Origin of the sequence: Roseburia sp., from assembly GCF_041325975.1 — a bacterium.
Classification (GTDB): Bacteria; Bacillota; Clostridia; order Lachnospirales; family Lachnospiraceae; genus Roseburia; species Roseburia rectibacter.
The window spans coordinates 724,050-739,748 of the sequence record NZ_JBGLEJ010000005.1 but is presented as its reverse complement, the minus strand read 5'-3'; the positions used below and the strand labels follow the sequence as shown (position 1 = coordinate 739,748).

At 39.6% G+C, this 15,699-nt stretch carries 17 protein-coding genes; 1 reads left to right on the top strand and 16 read right to left on the bottom strand.

The features are described 5' to 3' along the window. Position 1 precedes the first annotated feature (1 nt). From ACDD58_RS14820 to ACDD58_RS14810, 3 genes are read right to left on the bottom strand one after another with little or no spacing between them, the layout of a single operon-like run. Entirely contained in the window at positions 2 to 538 is a 537-nt protein-coding gene (locus ACDD58_RS14820) for a cell division protein SepF (RefSeq protein ID WP_117921475.1), read from the bottom strand. 4 nt (positions 539 to 542) lie between these two features. Next, the gene (locus ACDD58_RS14815) at positions 543 to 1,238 is read right to left on the bottom strand and encodes a YggS family pyridoxal phosphate-dependent enzyme (RefSeq protein ID WP_370778180.1); all 696 of its coding nucleotides are present in this window, start codon (positions 1,236 to 1,238) and stop codon (positions 543 to 545) included. Between the two features lie 14 nt (positions 1,239 to 1,252). Next, entirely contained in the window at positions 1,253 to 2,653 is a 1,401-nt protein-coding gene (locus tag ACDD58_RS14810) for an HlyD family efflux transporter periplasmic adaptor subunit (RefSeq protein ID WP_370778178.1), read from the bottom strand. Positions 2,654 to 2,777: 124 nt separating this feature from the next. Between ACDD58_RS14810 and ACDD58_RS14805 the strand changes: the two genes are divergently transcribed. After that, the gene (locus tag ACDD58_RS14805; protein ID WP_117921469.1) at positions 2,778 to 2,990 is read left to right on the top strand and encodes a DUF378 domain-containing protein; all 213 of its coding nucleotides are present in this window, start codon (positions 2,778 to 2,780) and stop codon (positions 2,988 to 2,990) included. 138 nt (positions 2,991 to 3,128) lie between these two features. Here ACDD58_RS14805 and ACDD58_RS14800 read toward each other — a convergent pair whose 3' ends face one another. From ACDD58_RS14800 to miaA, 13 genes are all read right to left on the bottom strand, one after another. Continuing rightward, positions 3,129 to 3,551 carry a hypothetical protein gene (locus ACDD58_RS14800; RefSeq protein ID WP_015560543.1) on the bottom strand — a complete coding sequence of 141 codons (423 nt, stop codon included), beginning with the start codon at positions 3,549 to 3,551 and terminating at the stop codon, positions 3,129 to 3,131. A 118-nt stretch (positions 3,552 to 3,669) separates the two neighbouring features. Continuing rightward, positions 3,670 to 4,653: a D-alanyl-D-alanine carboxypeptidase family protein gene (locus ACDD58_RS14795; protein ID WP_117921490.1), complete on the bottom strand. Its 984-nt coding sequence runs from the start codon at positions 4,651 to 4,653 to the stop codon at positions 3,670 to 3,672. A 79-nt stretch (positions 4,654 to 4,732) separates the two neighbouring features. Continuing rightward, entirely contained in the window at positions 4,733 to 5,128 is a 396-nt protein-coding gene (locus ACDD58_RS14790) for a methylglyoxal synthase (RefSeq protein ID WP_006858330.1), read from the bottom strand. A gap of 19 nt (positions 5,129 to 5,147) precedes the next feature. Then, entirely contained in the window at positions 5,148 to 6,251 is a 1,104-nt protein-coding gene (locus ACDD58_RS14785; RefSeq protein ID WP_117921467.1) for an FtsW/RodA/SpoVE family cell cycle protein, read from the bottom strand. Between the two features lie 4 nt (positions 6,252 to 6,255). Continuing rightward, positions 6,256 to 6,453, bottom strand: a complete 198-nt coding sequence (locus ACDD58_RS14780) for a cell division topological specificity factor MinE (protein ID WP_006858327.1) — start codon at positions 6,451 to 6,453, stop codon at positions 6,256 to 6,258. Continuing rightward, entirely contained in the window at positions 6,446 to 7,273 is an 828-nt protein-coding gene (gene minD / locus ACDD58_RS14775; RefSeq protein ID WP_006858326.1) for a septum site-determining protein MinD, read from the bottom strand. Before minD ends, ACDD58_RS14780 begins: the two co-directional genes overlap by 8 nt. A 62-nt stretch (positions 7,274 to 7,335) precedes the next feature. Beyond that, on the bottom strand, positions 7,336 to 10,182 hold the full coding sequence (locus ACDD58_RS14770) for a penicillin-binding transpeptidase domain-containing protein (RefSeq protein WP_370778173.1): 2,847 nt from the start codon (positions 10,180 to 10,182) through the stop codon (positions 7,336 to 7,338). 22 nt (positions 10,183 to 10,204) lie between these two features. After that, the gene (mreD, locus tag ACDD58_RS14765) at positions 10,205 to 10,723 is read right to left on the bottom strand and encodes a rod shape-determining protein MreD (protein ID WP_118208844.1); all 519 of its coding nucleotides are present in this window, start codon (positions 10,721 to 10,723) and stop codon (positions 10,205 to 10,207) included. Between the two features lie 15 nt (positions 10,724 to 10,738). Beyond that, a complete protein-coding gene (mreC, locus tag ACDD58_RS14760) occupies positions 10,739 to 11,596 on the bottom strand; it encodes a rod shape-determining protein MreC (RefSeq protein WP_186898775.1) in 858 nt (285 codons plus the stop codon). A gap of 8 nt (positions 11,597 to 11,604) precedes the next feature. Then, entirely contained in the window at positions 11,605 to 12,621 is a 1,017-nt protein-coding gene (locus ACDD58_RS14755; RefSeq protein ID WP_117921455.1) for a rod shape-determining protein, read from the bottom strand. Positions 12,622 to 12,645: 24 nt separating this feature from the next. Then, positions 12,646 to 13,341: a DNA repair protein RadC gene (radC, locus tag ACDD58_RS14750; RefSeq protein ID WP_186898776.1), complete on the bottom strand. Its 696-nt coding sequence runs from the start codon at positions 13,339 to 13,341 to the stop codon at positions 12,646 to 12,648. A 113-nt stretch (positions 13,342 to 13,454) separates the two neighbouring features. Further along, positions 13,455 to 14,750 (bottom strand): aminotransferase class I/II-fold pyridoxal phosphate-dependent enzyme, encoded by a 1,296-nt coding sequence (locus tag ACDD58_RS14745; RefSeq protein ID WP_370778170.1) that lies wholly within the window; start codon positions 14,748 to 14,750, stop codon positions 13,455 to 13,457. Further along, entirely contained in the window at positions 14,743 to 15,699 is a 957-nt protein-coding gene (gene miaA, locus ACDD58_RS14740) for a tRNA (adenosine(37)-N6)-dimethylallyltransferase MiaA (RefSeq protein WP_370778169.1), read from the bottom strand. Before miaA ends, ACDD58_RS14745 begins: the two co-directional genes overlap by 8 nt.

Below are 15,699 nucleotides of genomic sequence, written 5' to 3'. Positions count from 1 at the left end.
ATTAAAAATCAGTCTGAATACCCCTTGTCTCAAATGAATCCATTAAACTTAAAAAATCCCCGGAAATATCTACGGATGCCGGTGTGATAATGAAGATATAATTTGAAATCTTCTGCAGATTACCACTGATCGCAAAACATGAACCGGATGTAAAATCAATAATACGCTGTGCAATCTCAACGTCAAGACCTTCTACATTGAGCACGACAGTACGGTTTTCCAGTAAAGTCTCTGTAATCTCCCTTGCATCCTCCACGGAAGTAGGTTTGATCACACATACTTTCATACCGCCAGGACCGGCTTGCTTTTTCGCTGGCCGGATCGGCGTAACCTTTGAGGTGGATTTTGTTGAAGTGTCTTTTGAACGTTCCGAATCATAATCTTTTTCCACAGCATCACGTTTTTTTTCACGATGAAATGTCTGTTTTGGCTCGTCCTCTGTATAATCGTCATCATAATCATAGTCTTCGTTGTAAAAATCGTCATCATCATCCGGATTCAGACGCATTGCATTTAAAAATTTATCAAGAACTCCCATGTTCTCACTCCTGTTTATAATTTCTTTCACCGAAAATTCCGGTTCCAACACGCACCATGGTAGCACCCTCTTCGATTGCAACCATGTAATCGCCTGTCATTCCCATAGACAGAATTTCCATAGATACATTATCTATGTTTTTATTTGTTATGTCAACAGATAATTGTTTTATTTTTCGGAAATATAGGCGATTATCCTCTGGGTTCTCAACATAAGGTGCAATCGTCATAAGTCCTTTGATACGAATGTTTTCAAGCCTGGAAATTTCTTCCACAAGAAGGATGGCATCTTCTGCGGAAATACCAAATTTAGACTCTTCATGCGCGATATTGACTTCGACAAGAATCGGGACGATCACATTCTGTTTTTTTGCCTGAATATTAATCTCTTCTGCAAGGCGGTATGTATCTACGGAATGAATCAGTTCAACTTTTCCGACGATATATTTTACCTTGTTGCGCTGAAGATGCCCAATCATATGCCAGCGGATATCCGATGGAAGCTGCTCCATTTTACTGCAGAGCTCCTGGACTTTATTTTCACCAAAATCACGGATATTTTCATCATAGATTTCCTGTAACATCTCGACAGGCTTTGTTTTGCTTACTGCGATCAGGGTTACTTCATTACGGCTTCGACCGGCATTTTTACAAGCCTGTTCAATATTTTTCTCTACATTTGCAAGATTTTCTTTTAACATTAATTTTTCCTCCATTATTTTAACAAATCATTTTCATTGATCTTCGCTCCGTCTAAGGCTATATGGTCGTAAAGAGAAATTCCATAGGAAGTTCCTGTTTTTACGATGGTATATTCTTTACTCTGATAGAGTATATCAATCTGTTTGAAAACAGCGTAACCTTTATTGACATTATAGACACCTTTTAGTGTTGCAGTGTCTGATCCGACCCGGTAAGTTTCATTTGAATCCGGTTTTACCAGAATGTCTCCGGCAGTGACATTTTCACTGTCTATATAGTAATAATCATCCGTTGTATAATAGACGGTTGGGGAAACAAATTCAGTCGTTGTTTTTCCATTTTTATTTGTGGACGAAACAAGCAGTCCATCGGCATCAGAATCTCCACCTTTCATAAAGTAACTGACCGGTATGGTGTAGAATTCTTTTTCGGTAATAGCAGAATTTGGAATTTTAAGTCCGGTCTGTTCGGTAAGCAGCAGCTCAATTTCCAGAAAACGATCCTTTGCATAACGTACCAGAGAATTGCGAAGTGTTAAAATCAGATATTTTTCACCACCCTTTTCTGTGATCACATAGGTAGCGTATGCTGTTTTTCCGTCCTTTATAAACTTAAGTTTCAGAGTATTATCATCCTGAAGTTCATTTGCAAGTGTATCTGCGATGGGAACGATAATCTGCCATTCTTCGTTACTGATCAGTTTATATAGAGCATCTCCGGTGGTAACGGATGTATTCTGTTTTAAATTATTTCGCTGATAAGCAGCTTCATCAAACTGTTCTTTTGAAAAATTATCTGTCGTTGTGTTTTCAAATCCGTCCGTATAATAAGCAAGGATTCCGGGGGTATCAGTTGTGACTGTATGAAAGGAAGAACCACCACCGGCAGATGTATAGTCAGCCAATCCGTTTAAAGCCTCCAGACTTAATGCTTCATTCAGTGCAGAATCAATATTTTCTTTAAATGAATAAGTATTATAAAATGTCTGTGACTGATAGGAATTTTCATAATCGGAAATATCATTTTCAATTTCTAAGAGTCCCTCGGCATCCAGATTAGAAGCATCTGTACTGACATCATTGATCTTTTGGGAAACACTTCCACTTTCATCAACGGAACAGATCAGATCGCCGTATCCGACTCTCGAAGATTCCCGTACATAATAATTCAGCGAACCGGTATATTGTGATGTAACAATTGTTTCATCGCGAAGAACCAGACCACGGTAAACATTATTTTCTGCCATGGTTCCCTGTTCCACTTCATAAACGGAAATGTGTGTTGTTGTAATGTAAGAAAAGACATTAAAAACCAGATATATGAAAATAATAATAAAAATGATTACGCCAATATTTATGTTGAACGGTTTGCGATATTTTACTATTTTTTTATGTTCATTCAAAAATTTACTCACCTCTTAAAATTTTCAACATTTCTATTCTAACATTTTATTCAATAGAAAACAACGTGGATCAAAAAGTTTTGTATGAATAAAAATTTTTTTAATGTGCATACTATCTGCAAAAGGAGGCTAAAAAATGAATACAAACTGGCTTGATTACACATTGCTTACATTGGTTATTATCGGTGCAATTAACTGGGGACTGATCGGTTTTTTCAGATTTGATCTGGTGGCATTTCTTTTCGGGGACATGTCATGGCTTACAAGAATAATTTATGCACTTGTGGGAATTGGTGGATTATATCTGATCAGTCTGTTCGGAAGAATCCGTTCTGTAGGTGAATCTTAAACAACAGAATGCATACTATGCAGATATTCTATTGTTATGAAAAATATGCGGCATGGATAAAGAACTTTCCATACCGCATATTCATTCATAACAATAGATATGTTCATATTGTGCACTACCGATATTACATATTCATTATTATAGGGAAATGACAATTTTTGCTTTTGCAATATCTGTCAGTTTAGATTCATCTTTCGATACGCTTAAGATGAATTTTACATTGTATTTTTCACTGATCACGTCGAGCTTTTGAATCGCATGATTTAAAAGTTCATCAGAATCAATTGATGCAATGGTAAGAAAACTGTCAAGATACATTTCTTCGAGGTCGTGATCCTGTGATATCACACCACAGATAAAACCGAGGAACTCATCACAGTTATCAATCAGAAAGTCATTTACATTGATCAAGCGTATTTTATTATTCAGCTCATACATGTGTTTCTGACTCTTATCCAGATATACGATATTGCCAGTTGCAGATGTGATCGATGTATTGACCTTGTTAAGCAGTTCCTTTGTCTTTCCTTTTCCCTTTTCACCTGAAATAATCTCTATCATGGTCATTTCCCTCCTGATCCTTCGATGCAACGTCCATATTCGTGAAAATGAATAAAAACGGTTCGTTTTATAAATTAATTATAGTATATAAATACAAAAAACACAATGATATTTTCAATTAATTTGCAAAACCGGATAACATTTCATTCATTAACAGATAAAGGTTTGTTTTTGCGTCTGCTTTCAGAACAATAGAAATAATTGGCTGGGATTGTTCATTCATAGAATAAAGGACAAGACAGTATCCTGCATCACCGGTTGTACCTGTTTTTCCACCGATTATAGTAAAACCGTCCGGAGCTTTTGCATGACCGCTCAGATATTGGTTTGTATTTTCCCATGTATGCTCTTCTGTTGTACCATCTGCCGCCTGATAAGTTACATCATAAGATGTTGTGCCTATAATCTGGACAAATGTTTCGTTCTGCAATGCAGCACGGAAAATCAGATACAGATCATATACGGAGGTATAATGATTTTCATCCGGAAGACCGTTTGGATTGACAAAATGAGACTGTGTTGCACCAAGTGCTGCCGCTTCCTGGTTCATCAGCGTTGCAAATTCTTCTACACTGCCTGAAATCGACTCAGCTATCGCAATTGCAGCATCATTACCACTTCGCAGCATCATACCATATAAAAGATCATCCATGCGGATCACATCTCCTGCATGAAGTCCGCAGACAGAGGAATCGGAAGCCTGATTTGCGGCATTTTCGCTGATTGTGACCGTCTGACTTAAATCTGTGCAGTACTTTAAAGCAATGTATGCAGTTAGGATCTTTGTTGTGCTTGCCGGATAAAGTCTCTCATAGATATTTTTGGCATAAACAACTTCATTTGTTGCCAGATTAAAAGTACCGGCTCCTTCTGCAACCTGGGAATCAGTTGTATCCGTTCCAAGAGGAAAATCATCTGCAACACAGAGATCATTTGAAAAGTATTCCTGTGCACCGGCGGAAACTGTTGATCCAAGACCAAGGCTTCCAGTTGTCTCGTAAATATCATAAGGTTGTTCCAAGGTGACTTTTTCTTCCCCGCAGCCTGTGATACTGCCAAGTAAAAGTGTTGTCACACATACAACAGCTAGCAATCGTTTCATGTTAAAATTCCTTTCACAAAATACGCAGGATACACCAGACAAAGGTATATCCTGCGTACATATTTTTCATTTGTTTTCATTATTTGTACATTTCACGCCACTCTAAATCGCCTCTGTCTAAGGATTTGATCAGAAGCTCGGCTGTGGCAAGATTTGTAGCAAGTGGTATGTTGTGCGTATCACAGATCTTTACGACATTGTTGACATCCGGTTCATGTGACTTTGGTGTTAACGGATCACGAAGAAAAATAACAAGGTCTATTTCGTTATGTTCAATCTGAGCTCCTAACTGCTGAGCACCACCCAAATGCCCTGCCAGATATTTATGAACGTTTAAATTTGTAACTTCTTCAATCAGTCTGCCAGTTGTTCCTGTTGCGTAAAGCTCATTTTTGCAAAGTATACCCCGATAAGCGATACAGAAATTCTGCATCAGTTTCTTTTTTGAATCGTGTGCTATTAATCCAATGTTCATGTTGTAGGACCCCCTGTTGTTAATATTTTTTCGGCTGAAGCCCGACATTTAAGACAAGCCCGATACCTATATACAAAGACCATAATGATGTAAGACCATAACTGACAAACGGAAGAGTTACACCTGTATTTGGCAGAAGTCCGCTTGCCACACTGATATTAACAAAACTTTGAAATCCGACCAGTGCGCCTACACCACAACAGATCAGTCTGCCTGCTGTGTCTTTTGCTTTTCTAGCAATAAATATACACTCAATCGTGATGAAAAGCAAGAGAATTATGATCACTGCACTGCCCACAAATCCAAGTTCCTCCCCTGCAACTGCAAAAATAAAGTCATTTTGTGGTTCCAGAATAAAGTTACCATTTTTAACAGATGTAGGATCTGTATTATTAAGTCCTTTTCCCCATAAAAGACCGGAACCAATAGCCATGATGGAATTCTGCTGCTGGTAAGCAAGATCAGGATAATCATTCGGATAAAGCCATGCCATAATACGTCCAAGCTGATAAGCATGAATAAACGGAATCTTATCCTGGATGATCAGTGTCATACCGATCAGTCCGACCGGAATACAGATAATAAGAACACCGACCACCAGTTTATAATTTAAGCCTGCCATAAACAATAATGCGGCAAAAACTAAAGTAATCACGATCATAGTCGATAGATTTGGCTGTTTATAAATTAAAAACAGAGGGATTGCAAGTAATACAAAGGAAGAAACGATTACCTTTACGGAATTGATCTTTTCTTCGTGTTTCATAAAATAATATGAAAAAAATATGATCAAAAGTATTTTTACAAGCTCAGATGGCTGAAAACGGAAACCGCCGATCTCAAACCAGCGCTGTGCGCCTTTTGAAGAATCACCTGCAACAAGTACCAGCGCTAAAAGTCCGACAGCAGACAGATATATGATCCAGGAAAAACGGAGAATAAAACTGTAATCGATCAGAGATAAAATCACCATGATAATAATACCACTTACCATACCGATGATCTGTTTTTTCTGATCCCCGGGGCTTGCACTTCCAACCAGAAAGACCCCCAGGGTATTTAAAATCAGAACATACATTACCAGTATGAATTTATAATTCTTTAGTTTATAAAGTTTAGACATTATCCTACTCTCTTTTCTTGTAATCCTTTAACATTACTTTAATCTCAATGTTCTCCGGCTCTATAACCACATATTTCGTGATAACACAGCCTATCTCCTGACGGATCAGTTCCATAGTGGCATCATCCAGTTTTTGATGGTCTGCATTCATCATCAGCTTTAAGCGCTCTTTTGCAACATTTCCGGAATGGGTTTTAAACATGCAGCGCTCCTTTCACAGGTTTCTTTTTAAAAAATATCTTCGAAAAAATACTGCCCTGTTTTATGTAATTTAACAGAGGCACTTCCTCACCTGTGATTCGCCGTGCAATATTGTTGTAGCAGAGCTCAGAAAGTAATGCATTCTTTTTATTTCCATCCAGATGCAGCAACGGTTCGCCATGGTTCTGGGCAATGATGATCTGTTCATCTTCCGGCACGACACCAAGTAATGGCACATCTAAAAGTTCACAGATATCATCGATATTTAGCATATCTCCGTCTTTTACCATGTGCTTGCGAAAACCATTGATCAGAAGTTCTGTTTTTACCGTATAATGTGTTTTTAATATCTGAAGTACACAATCAGCATCATGAATGGCTGCAATCTGAGGTGTTGTGACCACTACAATGCGGTCGGCTCCCGTAATGGCAAGTAAAAATCCCTGATCGATACCTGCGGGACTGTCAACTAATATATAATCAAATTCCTGTCTTAGATCATCAAGCAGATGTTTCATCTGATCAGAATCAAGCAGAATTTTTTCTTTTGTACAGGATGACGGTATCACAGAGAGATTCGGGAATCGTTTGTCCCGGATGATTGCCTGTTTCGCCCTGCATCTGCCGCTTAGCACATCCACCAGATTATAGAGGATCCGGTTTTCCAGTCCCATGACAACATCAAGATTTCGTAAGCCGATATCAGTATCTACCAATACGACTTTTTTATCTAACAGTGAAAGTCCTGCGCCAACGTTAGCTGTGGTTGTCGTTTTGCCAACGCCGCCTTTTCCTGAGGTAAAAGTAATCACTTCACCCATGAGGGAACCTCCTGTTTTGATTTATTAATAAAACCCGCAAAAAAACGGGAATTATTCAAATGTTAATCATTTACACCATTTGATGTAGCATTAATATTCTCAGCCTGTCCGTTTAACAGAGAATCAGCATCTTCAACTTTGAAATAGTATGCAAGGATCTTCTTTGAAACTTCTGCCGCATTGTGGGAAGTATATCCATTTGCAATACGCGTTGCAATTGATATTTCAGGATTATCGTACGGAGCATAACCGACAAACAAAGCGTGGTTTGGCCGTTTCAGATCCTCCTGTGCCGTACCTGTCTTGCCGGCTGCCTCGATTGGAAATCCATCGAATTCTTTTGTATTTTCAACCACCATGCGTATACCGGTATGAATGGCATCCCAGTCACTGTCACTTAAGACATCCACGGTATTGCGTATCTCCGGTTCGTATTGTTTTAATGTGTTTCCGTCAGAATCCGTTACTTTGTTTAAAAGTGTGTAATTATATACGGTACCACTGTTTGCAACGGCAGTAACATATCTGGCGAGCTGTATCGTGGAGTAGTTATTATTACTCTGACCAATGGCAGCCATGACAGGGAAACTATCTGCGACCTGCGGTTTGCTCTCTTCAATTTCTATGCCGGTTGTTTCATTCAGGCCATAAAGTGAAGCATATTTCTGAATTTTTTCAATACCGTTTTCTGCGGCATCATTATTGTAGCTCATTGCATAATTATTGGTACTGAGACGGTAACCAACTTCATAGAAGAAGTAGTTACAGGAATCTCTAAGTGCTTCAGACACATTAATAAGACCATGTGATCCGTGGAAAGAACGATAAATCCAGCATCTCGGTTCATTGCTTACGTTTTTGTACACTCCAAGATCCTGGATCTGCTCCGTCGTACTGATCACATGTTCTGCAAGACCTGCCGTCGCTGATACCATTTTAAATGTAGAACCAGGTGCCGTCCGCTGCTGGGTTGCATAATTGTACAGAGGTCTTGCATTATTTTGCTGCAGGCTGTTGAAGTAATCGGAATCGACGGTGTTTGCAAGCCTGTTACCGTCGTATCCAGGATAACTTACCAAAGCGAGAACTTCCCCTGTCTTTGTATCTGTGATCACACAGGAGCCCGCACATGGATCTAAGGCAAGCTGTGCCGGTGTAATTTCAAGATTCTGGATCTTTTCCTTGATAAAGGAAGCCGGTGCAATTGTGCCGCCTGATAATCCTGCAATATCATCCTCGTCAAATGCCAGAATATTCTGATCAAATAAGATCAGACAAAGCTGTCTTCCGGTAATTGCATCGGTCTGGATTAAATATTCATATATAATTTTTGTAAAATCTGAATCTGTACTGATATCATTTAGAATATAATCACACAATGCATCATATATTTCAGTAGAATCTGAATATTTTTCACTTACGGAAAACTTTGTAATGTCGATCCACCCTTTGGCAATTGCATGGTTTAAATACTCCTGCGGGCCAATCGCCCCATTCTGCCATTGAAGGTAAACCTCATCGGACGTATCAATATTTTTCTTTAACAGGATATTGTTATCATGAAGCATATTTTTTATGATATAGGTAAAATAATCCTGATATTCCTCTGTCATCGATGCAAATGGTGTCGGTGCACTTCCGGTCAGTTCGGTGCGTATCTGTTCAATTACAGCATTTTGTCTGCTGGCAAAGATCTGCTGTACTTCCCGTTCCGTGGGGGATGCATTTTCTTCTGAAAAATGTGAAAAATCAATCACATTATTGTTAATCAGTGCAAAATAGACATCTGTGATCGGAATATTGATATCTGATCCAGGATTATCAATATTGGAGTATACGATTCCGGCAATCTCCTGCTCTAAAAGCTTATATACTGCAATCTGAAGATCTTTGTCGATAGACAGATAGACATCATTTCCTGCCTGCGGTTCTTCGTGTTCAATGACTTTTACCGCTTTTCCAAGATAATCCACATAGAGCTTTTCATGACCTTTCTCACCTTTTAAATCGCTGTCCATATACTGTTCAATACCAAGTTTACCGACTACGTCATTTAAAGTATAGGAATCATCTGTCTCTGAAAGTTTATTGTATTCGTCGGTGGATATTTTTCCGGTGTAACCGATAATGGAAGAAAAATATTCACTATCGTTGTACTTTCGTATGGTATCCTCTAATACTTCAACCCCCTGCAATTCTGCAGCGTGTTCGCTGATATAGGCAACCGATTCCTCGGAAACGTTCGTTGCGATCGTTGTTGCAATATATTTCTGATAGGCATTTTGTGCCATGGAAAAACGTACAACAGTAATCTTATATGCCATTGCATCATCATATTCGGTTCCAATGGCATAACGGTTGCTGCCCGCCAGATATTGCATAACCTGTGCAGCGGTTGCTTCCGTCGGTTTAAAATCAAGTTTGTTGCGGGAAATGATGTCAGATTCATCTTCCTGCATACTTTCAAATGAAGCCTCTCCAAACACATCTGCCAGAAAACGTTTCCAGGTTGCACCGGATTCTTCTACATTGTAGCTGTAATTGCCATTGTCATCCATAGATATTTTAAAATCGTTGACAATGGAGTCGCCATTGGCTTCAAGTGCAGTCACAACCTGCGCGATCTCCTCATTGAGGGCAGTGTTTTTTGCTTTATTAGAACTGTAAGTACCATTGTCCTCGATTGTAATGGAATATGCCAGCTCATTGTAGGCAAGCAGATTGCCATTACGGTCATATATATTTCCACGTGTACTGTTTAAGGTACGCTCTTTGACGATTTTTAACGTGTAATTATCCTGATATTCTTTTCCGTTTACGATCTGAAGAGAAAAAACACGCCAGAGAAGAATGGAAAACAACAGGATCATTACAACTGTTGCCACAACAAGCCGTGATTTAAAAAACATACGGCATGCTTCTTTTATATTATCAAACAAATTTGCTTGCACTCCTTTTCTCGATAGCTTCCAGTTTCTGGTTGATCTTTAAAATTACAAAATACAAAAAAATTGTTATAACCATGGTATAAACCAACTCTGGTATCATTAATTGTAAAAAATAGTAGTTAAAGTCGTATCTGTTTCGAAAAAGAAACATAATAAAGTAAATCAGAAGGTTGCAGCTCAAATCACTGCCGGCGATCAGAACGAGTGGCAGTTTGATATCTTCCGGGTAAAAAAGTTTGCGGAACATTCCATTGATATAACCGATATACATATATAGAAGGCTGTAAAATCCAAGAACACCTCCACCGAAAATATCTAAGATCAGTCCGCAGAAAAAGCCGATAAAAAGCCCTTCTTTGCGTCCACGCATAAAACCAAAGGACGATGTCACAATGATCAGAAGATTTGGTGATATGGATGCAAAGGAAAGGGTATCAAAAAGTGTCGTTTGCAGCAGATAGCAGACGGCAATAATAATAAATACGGTAATCTTTCTTCTCATAAATAACCTCTGTTTCTAAGATTCTGCTGTCTGTTTCTTATTTAAAATGACAAGAACTTCTTCGATATGCTCAAAATCGACTGCCGGTGTGATGGTACCCGACTTTGTAAGATTATTAGAATCCATGCTAAGTGTACTGATATAACCGATCAGAATACCCTGCTGATAACGGTTTGATACATAAGAGGTAACGACAGGATCACCGATGGCAACTTCATTATTCTTATCGTTGAGATTGGAAAATTCAATGACCATATTTTCATTCATATCCTGTAAACTGCCATTTACGATCAGATTGTCGGATGTGGTCGACACCATACCACTGACTTTCATGGTATCATTGATGATCGAAGATACTTTTGCATAATTAGGTCCTACATCAGTAACAATTCCCACAAGACCACTTCCTGCAATCACATTCATATCCACTTCAATTCCATCGTTTGATCCCTTGTCGATCGTAAAATTGGTAAACCAGTTGCCACCGTCTTTTCCGATAACATTTGCAGCAACTTTGTCATAACTTGGGTATTTCTGGTCCAGATTTAAGAGTTCTCTTAAGTTCTCAAGCTCATATTGTTCTAACTTGATTGTATTTAATTCGGTTGTCAGATCATCTACCTGATGTTTCAGGTCTTCGTTTTCTGCCATGACGTCATTTAATTTTTTTAGATTGTCTGCTTTTTCGCCAATCCAGGTGCCAACGGAATTAATACCGCGCTGCATTGGAATAAATACATATCCGGCGACAGTATTTAATGGTCCGCCGGATATGCCAAGTGTAAAACTGAGTAATATTGCCACAATACATACACCGCTTAAGATAAGCAGTATATATTTTGTGGGAAGAACAAATTTTGGTTTTCGTCTCATACTATCCCCTAAATCAAGATCTTACTTTTCATGCTGAATGCCAGATGTTTGTATTTGCTGTCAGATACAATTTTTACAAGACCACGTACAACACACTCTTCCGGTTCTTCACAGGTATTGATATCAATGCCTGTGATATCTGCAAATAATTTATCCAGATCGTGAATCTGGGAACTTCCGCCTGTGATATAGATTCCGGAATGGATAATGTCTTTTGCAAGTTCCGGTGGTGTTTTCTCTAAGATCATTTTGATGGAATTACAGATACTTTCAAGGTTATCTTTGATGGCTTCATATACTACAGTACCGGACATTTCCATTTCAATCGGAAGACCACTTACGACATCTCTTCCGACAACGATCATCGTGTCTTCATTGCCCGGGATACCGGAACCTAAGCGTTCTTTCATGCTCTGGGCAGTTTTCTGTCCGATGACCAGATTGTAATTGCGTTTTACATAGGTAATGATGGATTCATCAATCTTATTTCCACCAAAATGAAGCAGATCACTAAGTACAAGTCCGCCAAGTGAAATAACGGAGATCTCCGTTGTATCTGCACCGATGTCTACAACCATGATACCGGTCGGTTCATTGACATCTAATCCCAACCCAACGGCATCAGCGATCGGTTTTTCACATAAAAGTACACTCTTCGGTTTCATCTTGCTCTTATAGAACATGTCAAAGAACGCTTTTTTCTCCACTTCCGTGATACTTGTTGGTACTGCGACGATAAATTCTGCACCCTTCAGGCTTCCTTTAACATGCGTTTCTAAGAAGAGCTGTATCATGGACTGAAGATTGTTGAAATCTGCGATAACACCTGTTGTAACAGGGAATGTCACATGGATAGACTCCGGAGCCTTTTCATACATTGCGTATGCCGAGTTACCATAAGCGTAGATCTCATCTTTATTTTTTAATGCGATCGTGTTTTTTTCATTTAAGATCTTGTTGGAAGATTTGCAGTAAATCTTCATATTGCATGTTCCAAGATCAATACCGTATACGTTGTTTGTCATTGTTCTCTCCCTTTGGAACGCGGTTTATACCACGATCCTGTTATTTTCTCTGTAACTAAAGTAAGAATGATCCCCGATAATAACATGGTCGGAAAGCGGAATGCCCATCAGTTGTCCACAGTTTAAAATGCGTTTTGTGACAATATCATCTGCATGGGATGGTTCTGGTATACCACTTGGATGATTATGGACTAAGATAAGATGTGCTGCATGACAATTGATTGCTGTCTCAAAAACTTCGCGTGGTGAAACAATTGTTTCATTTGCGCTGCCGATAGAAAGCAGTTTATCACCTTTCATGTGACATTTATTGTCGAACATACAGATAATCAGATGTTCTTTGCTTTCATGACGCAGATGTTCCATATAGTAATCTGCGATTGTTTTTGGGTTCGTCATACAGATATCAGGAGCTGACCGTGTCTGCGCAATCCGTTTTGATAATTCTGCAATGCATTTTAACTGGATTGCCTTTACCGGGCCAATTCCACGTATTTTCTGCATCTTTTCAAATGGAATATCATAGAGATTTAATAAATTGCGCTGACCATCATTTAGCAGATTCTGCGCGACTTCCACAGACTTTAGACCACTTGTCCCTGAACGGATGATCACTGCTAAAAGCTCCGCATCACTTAGGTATTCCGGTCCATATGTAAGAAACTTTTCATATGGTTTTTCCGAATCCGGCAATTCTTTTACCGTAGTATTTTTGTTCATGAATGCTCCCTTTCTACTCTCCCGGGAAGCATAAAGATCTATTACCATAAACAACAGCCTGTACGCATTGTATGGGCAAACTTGTTGTTATGAATAAATCACATTATATTTTATCATAACAAGTCAAGGTCGACAAGTTTTCGTTCCTTAAGTTTTTGTAAAGATTTCAGAATACCCAGTTTTGCATGGTACCAGGTCAGTCCGCCCTGAAAATAAACGGCATATGGAGGCTTGATCGGACCATCTGCACTCAGCTCAATGGATGATCCCTGAACAAAAGCACCTGCAGCCATAATAACATCACTGTCATATCCAGGCATTGCCCATGGTTCCGGTGTTACATAGCTGTCAACCGGAGCAGCTGCCTGAATCCCTTCGCAAAAAGCGATCAGTGCATCCGGATTGTGGAATGAAACTGCCTGAATGATATCGTGGCGGCTTTCACTGCCGTTTGGAATAACTTCGAATCCAAGTTTTTCATAGATATTTGCTGCAAAGATCGCTCCCTTTAATGCACCACTTACTACAGTAGGTGCAAGGAAAAATCCCTGATAGAAAGACTGGATAACGCCTAATGATGCACCGACTTCTTTTCCAAGTCCCGGAGAAGTCAGGCGATAAGCCGCATTTTCAACACATTCTTTTTTTCCAACGATATAACCGCCGATCGGTGCAAGACCGCCGCCCGGATTTTTGATCAGGGAACCTACGATCATATCTGCTCCGACCTCAAGAGGCTCACGTTCTTCCACAAATTCACCGTAACAGTTATCTACCATACAGATGACGTCTGGCTTAATTTTTTTGATAAACGAGATCAATTCTCCAATACGTGCCACAGAAAGTGTTGGTCTTGTCGCGTATCCTTTGGATCGCTGGATCGTTACGAGTTTTGTGCGCTCATTAATCGCTTCTTTGATGTGGTCATAATCGAAACTTCCGTCCGGCAGAAGATCTACCTGACGATAGGATACGCCGTATTCTGCCAACGATCCCTTAGATGGGCGGATACCGATCACTTCCTCTAACGTGTCATATGGTTTTCCGACCGGGGACAACAGTTCGTCTCCCGGACGAAGGTTAGACATTAAAGCAAGCGCCAGTGCATGTGTGCCGCAGGTGATCTGCGGGCGTACTAAAGCATCTTCTCCTTTAAAGCAGGATGCATATACTTTTTCTAATGTATCACGTCCGAGATCATTATAACCGTATCCGGAGGACATGTTAAAGCATTCTGCACTTACACGGTTATCCTGCATAGCTTTGATCACTTTTAACTGATTATATTCAGCCGTTGCATCAATCGCTTCAAAACGCTCCTTCAAGGAGACTTCGATCTTTTCTCCAAATTCATATACTTCTCTTGAAATACCAAGAGCTTCATACTGTTCTTCCATCCATTTATTCATGACTGATTATTTCCTTTTCCTGTAAAATTGATATCATATCTGTTAAAATTGCTGCCTCATCATAGCCAAATGTCTGCTTGTCGAGCCAAATCACATCGCGCTCTCTTTTAAACCACGTTAACTGGCGTTTGGCAAAATGACGGGTTTCCCGTTTGATGATATAGACGGCTTCCTCTAAGGTATATTCGCCGTCTAAATATGCAAGTATCTCCTTATAGCCGAGTCCCTGCATGGAAACCATTTCCCGGCTGCACCCCATATCTTTTAATTTTTGAACTTCATTTACCAGTCCTGCTGCTATCATCGCATCTACACGTTTGTCAATGCGCTCATACAATTTTGCGCGTTCATCGTTAAGAACAAAATAGGCAAAATTATAAGGAGATTGTTTCTGACGCTCCGTTTCATTGTGTTCAGATATTTTCTGACCGGATAAATGATAAAATTCCAAAGCCCGGATCACACGTTTGACATTATTGGCATGAATCGCCTCCGCAGATGCAAGGTCGACTTTGCGCAGCATTTCATGCAGATATCCGGCTCCGTGTTCTTTTGCCTGTTCCTCTAATTGTCTGCGGTATGCCTCATCACACTGCTGCTCTGTAAAATCAATATCGTACAAAAGTGCCTGAATATAAAATCCGGTGCCGCCGGCTATGATCGGGATTTTCCCCGCCGCATAGATTTCTTTTAAATATTCTTTTGCCATCGTTGTAAAACGCACAACATGAAATTCTTCGTCAGGTTCTAATTCATCGATCATATAATGCGTGATACCCTGCATTTCCTCCGGCATAATCTTGGCGGAGCCGATATCCATATGGCGGTAGACCTGCATGGAGTCTGCAGAGATGACCGCTCCGTTTATTTTTTTTGCAAGTTCTACCGAGAGGGCACTTTTTCCCACCGCGGTAGGACCGGTCAGAATAATCATTGGTTTTTGATTCAT